Origin of the sequence: Dactylosporangium maewongense (assembly GCF_039531485.1) — a bacterium.
GTDB classification, from domain to species: Bacteria; Actinomycetota; Actinomycetes; order Mycobacteriales; family Micromonosporaceae; genus Dactylosporangium; species Dactylosporangium maewongense.
Map to the genome: position 1 here is coordinate 1 of NZ_BAAAQD010000068.1, position 14,973 is coordinate 14,973.

The following is a 14,973-nucleotide window of genomic DNA, read 5'->3' on the forward strand; positions in this document are numbered from 1 at the left end:
TCCCGGCGGGTGCGCAGGTGATCACGCCGGAGATGTTGCCGTTGGTGGAGCTGACGGAGGTGGAGATCCGGGCGGTCGTCGGCACGGTGGAGGGCGGCGCGGCCAACGTCGCCGACATCTACCCCCTAGCCCCGCTGCAGGAAGGCCTGCTGTTCCACCACATCCTCGCCGACGGCGGCGACGACGCCTACGCCGTGCCCCGGGCGTTCGAACTGCCCGACCGCGCGACCCTCGACGCCTTCGTGGCCGCGCTGCAACAGGTCATCGACCGGCACGACGTGTTCCGGACGTCGATGGTGTGGGCGGGTCTCCGCGAACCGGTCCAGGTCGTGTGGCGCACGGCAACCCTGCCCGTCATCCCGGTCGACCTCCCGGACGACGTGGAGGACCCGGCGGCCGCACTGCTGTCCGTCGTGGGATGGGCGATGGACCTGGGCCGCGCCCCGCTGATCGACGTTCACGTCGCCGACACGCCCAGCGGCCGCCTCGTTGTCCTGCTCCGCATCCACCACCTGGTGGAGGACAACACCGCGGCCCAGATCGTGTACAACGAGGTCGGGGCCATCCTGGAGGGCCGCGCCGACGAGCTCACCACGCCCCTGCCGTTCCGCACCTTCGTCGCCCAGGCCAGGGCCAGCCTGCGCGGAAGCGACCACGAACAGTACTTCCGCGACCTGCTGGCCGGCATCGACGAGCCGACCGCGGCGTTCGGCGTCACCGACGTGCGCAGCGACGGCTCCGGCCTGGAACGGGCCGGCCACATCCTCGACCCGGACCTGGCCGCGCGACTGCGCGCCGCGGCCGTGCGCGTGGCGGCCAGTCCGGCGACGGTCATGCACGTGGCCTGGTCGCGGGTGCTCGCGGCGGTGGCCGCCCGCGAAGACGTGGTGTTCGGCACGCTGCTGTTCGGGCGGATGGCCGCCGGTGCCGACCAAGTGGGCCTGTTCATCAACACCCTGCCGGTGCGGCTGCGAACCGGTGACCTCGACGTCGTGGCGGCGATCGCCGCGATGCGCAGCCAACTGGCCGGCCTGCTCGAGCACGAGCACGCGCCGCTGGCGTTGGCGCAGCGCGCGAGTGGCGTCTCGGCCGGCGCGGCGCTGTTCAACTCGCTCTTCAACTTCCGGCACAACAGCATCGACCGGACCCAGGAGGCTGCGGCCGCCGACGACGGCACCACGGTCGCGATCCGGCAGCTGTTCCTGCGCGAGCGCACGAACTACCCGGTGACGGTGTCCGTCGACGACGACGGCGAGGGATTCGGACTGGTCGTCGACACGGCCACGCCGATCGACCCGCGCGCCCTGATCGGCATGATCGTCACCGCCGTCGCCGGTCTGGTGTCGGCGCTGGAGAGGAGCCTCGAGGGCGGACCGGCGGCGCTCCTGTCGGCGGTGCCGGTGCTCGACGCCGCCGAGCTGCAGCGGGTCGTGTCCGAGTGGAACGCCCCCACGCTCGACGTGCCCGCCGAGACGATCCCGAGGCTGTTCGAGGCGCAGGTGGCCCGGACACCGGACGCGATCGCGCTGGTGTGCGATGGGACGACGGCCACCTACGCGGAGCTCAACTCCCGGGCGAACCGCGTGGCCCGGCTGCTCATCGAAGACGGAGTCCGGGCCGAGTCAGTCGTGGGCGTCTGCCTGCCGCGCGGCGCGGACCTGATCGTCGCCCTGCTGGCCGTGTGGAAGGCGGGCGGCGCGTACCTGCCGATCGACCCGGCGTTGCCCGCCGAACGGGTGTCGCTGATGCTGTCGGACGCGGGCGCGACGCGCGTCCTGACCGATGCCGCATCCGCCGGGCTCGTGTCCGGCGTGCCGGCAGTCGTGTTGGACGACCCCACGGTGGTGGCGGCGCTGAGGTCGACGTCCGATGCGGGCGAGGCGGTGTGGGCCGGGCCGGACGGCGCGGCGTATGTGATGTTCACGTCGGGCTCGACCGGCGCCCCGAAGGGCGTGGTGGTCACCCACCGGAACGTGGTGGGCCTGTTCACCGCGACCCGGGCGTTGTTCGATTTCGGGCCGCAGGACGTGTGGACCTGGTTCCACTCGTTCTCGTTCGACTTCTCGGTCTGGGAACTGTGGGGTGCGCTGCTGCACGGCGGCCGGGTCGTGGTGGTGCCGGTCGAGGTGTCGCGGTCGCCGAACGAGTTCTGGGAACTCCTGGAGCGGGAACGGGTGACGGTGCTGAGCCAGACCCCGTCCGCGTTCTATCAGCTGATCGCGGCCGGCGCCGACCGGCCGATCGCCGACGCGCTGCGGACCGTGGTGTTCGGCGGCGAAGCCCTCGACCTGGGCCGACTGGAGGGCTGGTGGGCCCGCCGGCCGGACCGGCCGCGCCTGGTCAACATGTACGGCATCACCGAGACCACCGTCCACGTCACACACCGTCCGCTGGCCGTGGGTGAGACCGGGGACAGCGCGATCGGCCGCGGGCTGGCCGGGCTCCGGGTGTACGTGCTGGACAGGCGGTTGGCGCCGGTCCCGCCGGGCGTGGCGGGGGAGCTGTACGTCGCGGGCGGACAGCTGGCCCGCGGCTACCTGGGCCGGGCGGGCCTGACCGGGACCCGGTTCGTCGCGGACCCGTTCGACGCTGCCGGCGGTGGCCGGCTGTACCGGACCGGCGACGTGGTCCGGTGGACCCCAGACGGCGACCTGGTGTACCTGGGCCGGGCCGACGAACAGGTCAAGATCCGCGGGTTCCGGATCGAACTCGGCGAGATCGAGGCAGTGCTGGCCGCCCACGAGCAGGTCGAGCAGGTTGCGGTCGTCGCCCGGGAGGATACGCCCGGCGACAAGCGTCTGGTGGCGTACGTCGTCGGTGCCGCCGACGGTGCGGTGCTGCGCGGGCACGCCGCTGAGCGCCTGCCGGACTACATGGTGCCGTCGGCGGTGGTGGCGCTGGACGCGCTCCCGCTGACGGTGAATGGGAAACTGGACCGCAAGGCGCTGCCCGCGCCCGAGGTTGCGGGCGGCCGGTCCGGTCGCGGCCCCGCCAACGTCCGCGAAGAGCTGCTGTGCCAGGCGTTCGCCGACGTCCTCGGCGTCGGCTCCGTCGGCGTCGACGACGACTTCTTCGCCCTCGGCGGGCACTCGCTGCTGGCGGTGCGGCTGGTCGAGTGGCTGCGGGCGCGTGGCATGTCCGTGTCGGTGCGGGCGCTGTTCGTGACGCCGACACCGGCCGGGCTGGCGGCGTCGGCCGGTCCGGTGAGCGTGGACGTGCCGCCGAACCTCATCCCGGCCGGCGCTCAGGTGATCACGCCGGACATGCTGACGATGGTCGAGCTGACCGAGGCCGAGATCCAGACGGTGGTCGGGACGGTCGAGGGCGGCGCGGCCAACATCGCCGACATCTACCCCCTCGCCCCGCTCCAGGAAGGCATCCTGTTCCACCACCTGCTCGCCGACGGCAACGACGACGTCTACGCCCTGGCGCGGGTGGTCGAACTGTCCGACCGGGCCGCCGTCGACCAGCTCGCCGCCGCGTTGCAGCAGGTCATCGACCGGCACGACATGTTCCGGACGTCCGTCGTGTGGGCGGGCCTGCGCGAGCCGGTCCAGGTGGTGTGGCGCTCGGCGACCCTCCCGGTGACCGACGTCGACATCGCGGCCGGCGCGCAGGACCCGGCGGCGCAGCTGCTGTCGGCGGTCGGGCTGTCCATGGACGTGGGGCGCGCCCCGCTGATGGACATGCACGTCGCCACGGCGGCCGACGGCCGCTGCCTGGCGTTGCTGCGGATCCACCACCTGGCCGAGGACCACACCGCGTTCGAGGTGCTGTACCACGAGCTGCGCGCGATCCTGACCGGCCGGACGGAGCGCCTGAGCGCGCCGCTGCCGTACCGCAACTTCGTGGCCCAGGCCCGGGCCGGCCTGACCAACGGCGACCACGAAGCGTACTTCCGCGACCAGCTCGACGGCATCGACGAGCCGACCGCGGCGTTCGGCGTGACCGACGTGCGCGGCGACGGCTCGGCCGCCGTCACCGTCAAGGCCGTGATCGAGTCGGAGCTGGGCGCGCGGCTGCGTGAGGTGTCCCGGCGGCTCGGGGCGAGCCCCGCGACGGTGGCGCATGTCGCGTGGTCCAGGGTCCTGGCCGTGGTCGCGGCGCGCGACGACGTGGTGTTCGGGACCGTGTTGTTCGGCCGGATGAACGCCGGGGTGGGCGCCGACCGGGTGCCGGGGCTGTTCATCAACACGCTGCCGGTGCGGGTGCGCACCGGCGACCTCGACGTCATCGCCGCGGTCACCGCGATGCGCGGCCAGCTCGCCGGGCTGCTGGAGCACGAGCACGCGCCGCTGGCGCTGGCCCAGCGCGTGGTCGGCGTGCCGGCCGACGTCCCGCTGTTCACGACGCTGCTGAACTACCGGCACAGCACGCACGGAGCTCGCGGCGCCGACGACACCGACGTCCCGATCATGGTGCGTGAGGTGCTGTCGCGTGACCTGACGAACTATCCGCTGTCTGTGTCCGTCGACGACGTCGGCGACGGGTTCGGCGTCGTCGTCGACGCCGTCGCCCCGATCGACCCGCACGCCGTGGCCGGCATGACCACCGCCGCGCTGTCCGGTCTCGTGACCGCGTTGGAGGCCGGGCTCGACACCGGCGCACCGACGTCGCTGTCGGCGGTGCAGGTCGTGCACGAGGCGGAGCTCGCGCGGGTGCTGCACCAGTGGAACCACACCACCGTCGAGGTCGGCGCCGCGCTGCTGCCGGCCCTGTTCGACGCGCAGGCACGGCGGACGCCCGACGCTCCGGCCGTGCTGCACGCAACGGATCGCGTCTCGTACGCCGACCTGGACGGCCGGGCGAACCGCCTGGCCCGGTGGTTGATCGGCCGGGGTGTGGGCGCCGAGTCCGTGGTGGCGGTGTGTATGGGTCGCGGCGTCGACATGGTGGTCGCGCTGCTGGCGGTCCTCAAGGCCGGCGGCGCGTTCCTGCCGGTGGACCCGGAGTTCCCGGCGGATCGGGTCGGCTTCATGGTGACGGACGCGGGAGCGGTGTGTGTGCTCACCGACGCGGCCTGCGAGGCCGTGCTGACCGGGGCCGGTGTGGACCGTGCCGCGATCGCATTGGCGTGCCTGGACGAACCTTCGTTGACGGATGCCGTCGCGGCGCTGCCGGGTGAGCGGCCCGACGTGACCATCGCGCCGAGCCAGCTGGCGTACGTCATCTACACGTCCGGGTCGACGGGCACACCGAAGGGCGTTGCGGTGACCCACGACGCGCTGGCGAACTTCCTCGCGGCGATGCAGGCGCGGTTCGGCGTGGGACCGCAGGACCGTCTGGTCGCGGTCACGACCATCGGGTTCGACATCGCCGGCCTGGAGCTCTTCCTGCCGTTGGTGCACGGCGCGGTCGTGGTGCTGGCCGGCCGGGAGCAGGTCCGCGACCCGCGGCAGTTGCGCGATCTCGTGGGATCGAGCGGCGCGACGATCATGCAGGGTACGCCGAGCCTGTGGCAGGCGCTGATCGGCGACACCGATGCCGGCGAAGGGCTGTGGAACGGCGTCCGGGTGCTGGTGGGCGGCGAGGCGTTGCCGGAAGGGCTGGCAACCGCCCTGGTTGACCGGGCCGCCGCGGTCACCAACGTCTACGGCCCCACGGAGGTCACCATCTGGGCGACCGCCAAGGATCTGGAAGACCGCGCCGGAGCCGCCTCGTCGATCGGGGCGCCGGTGGCGAACACCCGGGCCTTCGTGCTGGACGACCGGTTGTCACCGGTCCCCGTGGGCGTGGCGGGCGAACTGTACCTGGCCGGTGTGCAGGTGGCGCGCGGGTACGTGGGCCGGGCCGGCCTCACGGCGGGCAGATTCGTGGCCGACCCGTTCGACACGGGCGGCCGACTGTACCGGACCGGTGACGTGGTGCGCTGGTCCGCCGGCGGCGACCTGGTGTTCGTGGGTCGCGCGGACGAGCAGGTGAAGATCCGCGGGTTCCGGATCGAGCCGGGGGAGATCGAAACCGTACTCGCCGGGCATGAGCGGGTGTTCCAAGCCGTGGTCGTCGCGCGTGAGGACGTCGCCGGTGACAAGCGGCTGGTGGCATACGTGGTGCCCACCGACGGCGACCACGAGGGCCTGCCGGCACTGCTGCGCGGGTTCGCCGGCGACCGGCTGCCGGACTACATGGTGCCGGCGGCCGTGGTGGTGCTGGACGCGCTGCCGTTGACGCCGAACCGCAAAGTCGACCGCAAAGCTTTGCCTGCCCCGGACTTCGCCGCGATGGCGACCTCGGGTCGTGGCCCCGTCACCGTGCGGGAGGAGCTGCTGTGTCAGGCGTTCGCCGAGGTGCTCGGTCTGGACACGGTCGGCGTTGATGACGACTTCTTCGCATTGGGTGGCCATTCGCTGCTGGCGGTGCGTCTGCTGAGCCGTGTTCGGGTGGTGCTGGGCGTGGAGTTGTCGTTGCCGCTGCTGTTCGAGGCACCGTCGGTGGCGGGTCTCGCGCGGCGGTTGGGATCCGGTGCCGCGCGGGCGCGGGCGGCGTTGGTGGCTGGTGTGCGGCCGGTGCGGGCGCCGTTGTCGTTCGCGCAGCAGCGGTTGTGGTTCTTGTGGCAGTTGGAGGGGTCGAGTTCGACCCACAACATTCCGATGGTGGTGGGGTTGCCGGGTGGGGTGGATGTGGCGGCGGTGGAGGGGGCGTTGCGGGATGTGATCGGTCGGCATGAGGTGTTGCGGACGGTGTTCCCGAGTGTGGATGGGGTGCCGTTCCAGCGGGTGATCGAGGCGGACGAACTGGACTGGGCGGTGACCCGGGTCGAGGCTGCTGGGTCGCTGGCTGCTCCGGTCGCGGCGGCGGCCCGGTATGCGTTCGACCTGTCGGCGGAGGTCCCGATCCGGGCGTGGCTGATCGATGACGGCTCAGGTGCCAGGGTGCTGGTCGTGGTGATCCACCACATCGCCGGCGACGGCTGGTCGGAGCGCCCCCTGACCGCGGACATCGCCGCGGCGTACGCGGCCAGAGCCGAAGGCCGGACACCGGCGTGGACGCCGCTGCCGGTGCAGTATGCGGACTACGCGCTGTGGCAGCGGGAGCTGCTCGGCGACGAGGCCGACCGGGACAGCCTGATGTCCAGGCAGGTGGCGTACTGGCGTGATGTCCTCGCTGGGGTACCGGAGGAGCTGGTGCTTCCGGTCGACCGGCGGCGCCCCGCCGTGGCGAGTCTGCGCGGGCATGTCGTGCCGGTGACCGTGCCGGCGGCGGTCCATGCGCGGTTGGTGGACGTGGCGCGGGCGCAGGGCGTGACGGTGTTCATGGTGTTGCAGGCGGCGATCGCTGTGCTGCTGTCCAGGCTGGGTGCCGGTACGGACATCCCGATCGGTGCGGCGGTGGCCGGTCGTACCGACGAGGCGCTGGACGATCTGGTCGGCTACTTCGTCAACACCCTGGTCATGCGGACGGACCTGGCGGGTGACCCGACGTTCGCGGAGTTGCTGCCTCGGGTCCGGGCGATGAGCCTGGCGGGGTTCGAGCATCAGGACGTGCCGTTCGAGCGGCTCGTGGAGGAACTGTCCCCGGTGCGTTCCCTGGCCCGGCATCCGCTGTTCCAGGTGATGCTGACCCTGCAGAACACCGCATCCACTGCGCTGGACCGGCCCGATGCCGAGGCCGGCTCGGCCTTCGCGGAGGCGGCGCGGGCCGCCGAGCTGGGTGTCGCGAAGTTCGACCTCGACTGGGTGATCGGTGAGACGTTCGACGCGACCGGCGCGGCGGCCGGCCTTCGGGGTGTGCTGACCGGGTCGGTGGACCTGTTCGACGCGGGCACGGTGCAGTCGATCGCGCGGTGGTGGCTGCGCGTGCTCGAGGCGCTGCTGACGGATCCGTCGATGCCCGTGTCCGCGGTGGAGTTGCTGGATCCGGCCGAGCGCGACCGGGTGCTGTTCGGGTGGAACGACGTGTCCCCGGTGGCCGAGGCGTCGCTGCCGGAGTTGTTCGCGGGGCAGGTGGCGCGGACCCCGGACGCGACGGCGCTGGTGGCCGCTGAGCTGTCGTTGTCGTACGGCGAGCTGGACGCCCGGTCGAACCGGCTGGCACGGTTCCTTGCGGGTGCTGGCGTCGGCGCCGAGTCGATCGTCGGCCTGTGCTTGCCTCGGGGTGCCGACCTGATCGTGGCGGTGCTGGCGGTGGTGAAGGCCGGCGGTGCGTATCTGCCGATCGATCCTGAGCTGCCGGTGGAGCGGATCCGGTTCATGCTGGCCGATGCCCGTGCGGCAGTGGTGGTCGGTTTCGAGGACGTCCTCGACGAGCTTCCGGCCGGCCGGGCGCGGTCGGTCGCGCTGGACGATCCGCGGGTGTCGGGTGCGGTGGCACGCCTGTCCGGTGCACCGCTCGACGTGCCGGTGTCGCCGGATCAGGCGGTGTACGTGATGTACACGTCGGGGTCGACCGGCGTGCCGAAGGGTGTGGTCGTGCCGCATCGGGCGGTCGTGCGTCTGGTGTGGCAGGCCGGTTTCGTCGAGATCGGATCCGGTGACGTGGTCGGTCATCTGGCGTCGGCGTCGTTCGATGCGGCGACGTTCGAGGTGTGGGGTGCGCTGCTCAACGGTGCGACCCTGGCGGTGGCGCGGCCGGGGGCGATGTCGGTGGCGGAGCTGCGGGCGTTCCTTGCCGAGTACCGGGTCGGCACGGTGTGGATGACGGCCGGCTGGTTCCATCAGGTGGTCGGAGCCGATGTCGATGCGCTGGCGCCGGTGCGGCAACTCCTTGCCGGTGGTGACGTGTTGTCGGTGCCGGCGTGCCGGGCGGTGCTGGAGCGGCTGCCGGAGGTGCGGTTGGTGAACGGGTACGGGCCGACGGAGAACACGACGTTCACGGCGGTGCACTCGGTCCGGGCGCAGGACGTGGCGGATGGTGGCAGCGTGCCGATCGGTGCGCCGATCGCCGGCACTCAGGCGTATGTGTTGGATGAGCGGTTGGCGCCGGTGCCGGTGGGCGTCGCGGGTGAGCTGTACGTGGCCGGTGCGGGCCTGGCCCGCGGATACGTCGGGCAGAGTGGACTGACCGCCGAACGGTTCGTCGCCGACCCGTTCGACGATGCCGGTGGCCGCCTGTACCGCACCGGCGACGTCGTGCGCTGGACCGGCGACGGCACCCTCGCGTTCGTCGGTCGCGGCGACGAGCAGGTGAAGGTCCGCGGGTTCCGGGTGGAGCCGGGCGAGATCGAGGCCGTGCTGCTGGCGCATCCGCAGGTGGCGCAGGCGGCCGTCGTCGCGCGGGAGGACACGACCGGCGACAAGCGCCTCGTCGCCTACGTGGTCCCCGCCGATGGGGCCGGTGATGATCTGCCGGGGATGCTGCACGGGTTCGTTGCTGAGCGGCTGCCTGACTACATGGTGCCCGCGGCCGTGGTGGTGCTCGCTGGGCTGCCGCTGACCGCGAACGGGAAACTGGACCGGCGAGCGCTGCCGGCGCCTGACTTCGCGGCCGCGGCCGGGGCGGGCCGTGCTCCGGCGAATGTCCGGGAGGAACTGCTGTGCCTGGCGTTCGCTGAGGTGCTCGGCCTGGACGCGATCGGCGTCGACGACGACTTCTTCGCCCTCGGTGGGCACTCGTTGCTGGCCGTGCGGCTGATGAGCCGGGTCCGTGCCGTGTTCGGCGTCGAGCTGTCGCTGCGGACGCTGTTCGAGGCGCCGACCGTGGCCGGTCTGGCCGGCCGGCTGGCGGAGGGCGGGCAGGCACGGGCGGCGCTGGCCCCGTGGCAACGGCCGGACCTGGTCCCGCTGTCGTTCGCGCAGCAACGACTGTGGTTCATCGGACAGCTCGAAGGCCCGACCGCGTTGTACAACATCCCGATGGTGCTGAGCCTGTCGGGCGACGTCGACCCGGCGGCGCTGGACGCGGCGCTGCGGGACGTCATCGGCCGGCACGAGGTGCTGCGCACGGTGTTCCCGACCGTCGCCGGCCAGCCGTACCAGGACATCATTCCCCTCGATCGGCTGGACTGGCGCTTGCAGGTGTCGGACGTGCCCGCGGCAGAGCTCGGCGAAGCCGTGGCGGCGGCGGCCGCGTACACGTTCGACCTGGCGGTGGAGGCGCCAGTCCGGGCGTGGCTGTTCACCGGCGGCGCCGGTGCACGGGTGCTGGTTCTGGTGGTGCACCACATCGCCGGGGACGGTTGGTCGCTGCGGCCCCTCGCCGCGGACCTGTCCACCGCGTACGCGGCCCGCCTGGAAGGCCGGGCGCCGGTGTGGGCGCCGCTGCCGGTGCAGTACGCCGACTACGCGCTCTGGCAGCGGGACCTGCTCGGCGACGCGGACGACCCGGACAGCCTCATCTCCCGGCAGGTCGCCTACTGGCGTGAGGCCCTCGCCGGCGCACCCGAGGAGCTGGCGCTGCCGGTGGATCGGCCGCGCTCGGCGGTGGCGAGCCGCCGCGGCCATGTCGCGCCGATCCGCGTCAGCGCCGCCCTGTACGCCCGGCTCCTGGAGGTGTCGCGAGCCCAGGGCGTCACCGTGTTCATGCTGCTGCGGGCCGCGCTGGCGGTGCTGCTGTCCAAGCTCGGCGCCGGCACCGACATCCCCATCGGCGCCGCGACCGCCGGCCGCACCGACCAGGCCCTCGACGACCTCGTCGGGTTCTTCGTCAACACCCTCGTCACCCGCACCGACCTCACCGGCGACCCCACCTTCACCGAGCTGCTCGACCAGGTCCGCGACACCACCCTCGCCGGCTTCGAACACCAGGACGCCCCGTTCGAACTGCTCGTCGAGAAGCTCGCCCCGAGCCGGTCCCTGACCCGCAACCCCCTGTTCCAGGTCATGTTCACCCTGCAGAACAACGCCGACGCCGTCCTCGACCTGCCCGGAACCGACCCCGGCGGACCCTCCGCCCCGGCACCTACGACCGCGCCGGCGAAGTTCGACCTGGAGTTCGTGCTGGGTGAGGCGTTCGACGGCGACGGCACCCCGGCTGGCCTCGGCGGTGTTCTGACGGGCGCGGCCGACCTGTTCGACGCCCACACCGTCACGGACATCGCGCGGCGCTGGCTGCGCGTGCTGGAGACCGTGCTGACCGAGCCGTCCGCACCGGTGTCGGCGGTCAGCGTGCTGGACGCCGCCGAACTGGACCAGGTCCTGCACGAGTGGAACGACACCGCGGCGGAGGTGTCGGCGGCGACGCTGCCGGGCTTGTTCGCGGCGCAGGTGGCGCGGACCCCGGATGCTCCGGCGCTGGTGTTCGAGGGCACGTCGGTGTCCTATGCGGAGCTGAACGGCCGCGCGAACCATCTGGCGCGTGCATTGGTCGAGTGTGGTGTCGGCCCGGACTCGGTCGTCGGTGTGCGCCTGCCCCGCGGCGTCGACATGGTGGTGGCGCTGCTGGCGGTGCACAAGGCCGGTGGCGCGTACCTGCCGATCGACCCGGACCTGCCGGCCGAACGGGTCGCGTTCATGACCGCGGGTGCGGTGTGCGTGATCGAAGAGGTGCCCGAGGGTAGTTCGGACACCGCTCCGGATGTCGTCGTGTTGCCGGGTCATGCGGCATACGTCATCTACACGTCCGGTTCGACCGGCGTGCCGAAGGGTGTCGCCGTCCCGCACGAGGGCATCGTGAACCGGCTCGTCTGGATGCAGTCCCGGTTCGGCATCCAAGAGGGTGACCGGGTGTTGCACAAGACGCCGTTCGGGTTCGACGTGTCGGTGTGGGAGCTGTTCTGGCCACTGATCCAGGGCGCCACGATGGTGATCGCCCGCCCGGATGGTCACCGCGACCCGGGCTACATCGCCGACTTGATCCGCGCGGACCGGGTGGACACGGCGCATTTCGTGCCGTCGATGCTGGAGGCCTTCCTGGCGGTGCCGCAGGCCGCGGAGTGTGGCGGGCTGACACGGGTGGTGTGCTCCGGTGAGGCGCTCGGTCAGGCGGTGCGCGACCGCTTCTTCGAGGTGCTGCCGGGCGTCGCCCTGTTCAACTTCTACGGCCCGACCGAGGCGTCCGTCGAAGTGATCACGTGTGAGGTTCCGGCCACAGGTCCGGTGCCGATCGGCCGCCCGGTTCCCAACACTCGCGTGTACGTCCTCGACGACCGCCTCGCCCCGGTGCCGGTGGGGGTCCCCGGTGAGCTGTACCTCGCCGGCGTCCAGCTGGCCCGCGGATACGTCGGCCGGCCCGGTCTGACGAGTGACCGGTTCGTCGCCGACCCGTTCGGCGACAGTGGTCGCCTGTACCGGACCGGCGACGTCGTACGGTGGAGCGCCGACGGCGAGCTGCTGTACCTGGGGCGCGCCGACGACCAGGTGAAGATCCGCGGGTTCCGGATCGAGCCGGGTGAGGTCGAGGCGGTGCTCGCCACCCACCCGCAGGTCGGTCAGGTCGCGGTCGTCGCCCGCGATCAGCGGCTCGTCGCCTACGTCGTCGGGACGGTCGGCGGCGCGGCACTGCGCGAGTTCGCGGCCGGACGATTGCCGGAGTACATGGTCCCGTCGGCCGTCGTGGTCCTGGACGAACTGCCGCTGTCCGCGAACGGGAAGCTGGACCGCAAGGCCCTCCCCGCGCCCGACTTCACGGCTGGTGCTGGTCGTGGCCCGTCGAGTGTGCGGGAAGAGCTGCTGTGCCAGGCGTTCGCCGAGATACTCGGCCTGGACGCGGTGGGTGTCGACGACGACTTCTTCGCCCTTGGCGGGCATTCGCTGCTCGCGGTGCGGCTGGTGGAGTGGCTGCGGGTGCGGGGTGTGTCGGTGTCGGTGCGGGCGTTGTTCGTGTCGCCGACGCCGGCAGGGTTGGCCACGGCGGTCGGTGTGGAGGCGGTGGAGGTCCCGGCGAACCTGATCCCGGCCGGCGCGGACGTGATCACGCCGGAGATGCTGCCGCTGGTGGAGCTCACCCAGGCCGAGATCGACCTGGTGACCGGTTCGGTGGCGGGCGGCGCGGGCAACGTCGCGGACATCTACCCGCTCGCCCCGTTGCAGCAGGGGATCCTGTTCCACCATGTGCTCGCCGACGGTGGCGAGGACGCGTACGTGTCCCAGTCAGTGATCGAGTTCGCGGACCGTGACCGGCTCGACCGGTTCATCAGCGCGCTGCAGCATGTGATCGACCGGCATGACGTGTTCCGTACGTCGGTCGTGTGGGCCGGGCTGCGGGTGCCGGTGCAGGTGGTGTGGCGGTCGGCGACGCTGCCGGTCACCGAGGTGACCCTGCCGGCCGGCGTCGATGACGCGGTGGCCGGACTGTTGACGGACGTGGGCCTGTCGATCGGTCTCGACCGGGCGCCATTGCTGAACCTGCACATCACGGAGACGGGTGAAGGCCGATGGTTGGCGCTGCTGCGGATCCATCACATGGTGCAGGACCACACGACGTTGGATGTGGTGTTGTCGGAGATCGAGGCGGTGTTGGCGGGTCGTGCGGATGGCTTGCCGGTGCCGTTGCCGTTCCGGGACTTTGTGGCGCAGGCGTCGGCCAGTGGTGATCATGAGGGATTCTTCCGGGAGCTGCTGGCGGGGGTTGAGGAGCCGACGGCGGCGTTCGGGGTGCGGGATGTCCGTGGTGACGGTTCGGGTGTGGTGCGGGCCGGTGTGCGGGTTGACGCGGGGTTGGGTGTGCGGTTGCGGGAAGTGGGGCGCCGGCTCGGCGTGAGCCCCGCGACGCTGATGCACGTGGCGTGGTCGCGGTTGTTGGCGGTGTTGGCGGGTCGTGATGATGTGGTGTTCGGGACGGTGTTGTTCGGGCGGATGAACGCGGGTGCGGGTGCTGATCGGGTGCCTGGGTTGTTCATCAATACGCTGCCGGTGCGGGTGTCGACCGCTGGGTTGGATGTGTTGGCGGCGGTCGCGGCGATGCGGGTGCAGTTGGCGCGGCTGCTGGAGCATGAGCATGCGCCGTTGGTGCTGGCGCAGCAGGCCAGTGGTGTGCCGGGCGATCTGCCGTTGTTCACGACGCTGTTCAACTACCGGCACAACAATCCCGATGCGGGCGGCGGTGGTCAGGCCGACGGTGGCGTGTTCGCCGGGGTGCGGTCGGTGTTCGTGCGGGAGAGCAACAACTACCCGATGTCGGTGTCGATCGACGACGACGGTGCCGGGTTCGGTCTGGTCGTGGATGCGGTCGGCCCGATCGACCCGGTCGCGGTCGCGGACATGCTGCACACGGTGGTGGCGGGCCTGGTGCCGGCGTTGGAGCGCGGCGAGCGGATCCTGCTGTCGGACATCCCCGTCCTGAGCGCCATGGATGAGGACCGGGTCCTGCGGGAGTGGAACGACACGGCGGTCCCGCTTGATCAGATGACGCTCCCATCGTTGTTCGCCGCGCAGGTGGCGCGGGACCCGGGCGCCGCGGCAGTGGTCTGTGACGGGGTGTCGGTCTCGTACGGCGAGTTGGCGGCTCGTTCGGACCGGGTGGCGGCGATGCTGCGTGGTCTCGGGGTCGGGCCGGAGCGTGTGGTCGGCGTGTGCTTGGAGCGTGGCGTCGAGTTGATGGTCGTCCTGCTCGGTGTGTTGAAGGCGGGGGGTGCGTATCTGCCGATCGATCCGGATCTGCCGGTGGAGCGGGTCGAGTTCATGCTGGCCGACGCCGGCCCGGCTGTCGTGGTGACCGCGTCAGCTGGTGTGGTGACCCGGGCTGGCCGGTCGGTGGGTGTCCCGGTGCTGGTGCTGGACGAGGCGAGCCTGCCGGTGGGACGGGTTGATGATGCGGGGTTGGTGGCGGCGCATCCGGCGTATGTGATCTACACGTCGGGGTCGACGGGTCGGCCGAAGGGTGTGTTGGTGTCGCATGCGGGGTTTGCGAGTTTCGCGGCTGGTCATGCGCGTCTGCTCGGTGTGGGTGTTGGTGATCGGGTGGGGCAGTTCGCGTCGGCGAGTTTCGACACGTTCGGCTGGGAGTGGTGTATGGCCCTGTTGCAGGGTGCTGCGTTGGTGGTGATTCCTGCTGAGCTGCGGTTTGGTTCGGCGTTGACGGGGTTGCTGGCGCGTGAGTCGGTGTCGGTGGTGACGTTGCCGCCGGCGGTGTTGGCGTTGTTGGATCCGGCGTCGATCG

General features: G+C 71.6%; 1 protein-coding gene. It reads left to right on the forward strand.

All coding sequences use genetic code 11. From position 1 onward, the window contains the following. Positions 1-44 precede the first annotated feature (44 nt). On the forward strand, positions 45-14,973 hold a 14,929-nt coding region (locus ABD332_RS59260), incomplete at its 3' end, for an amino acid adenylation domain-containing protein (protein ID WP_344515878.1).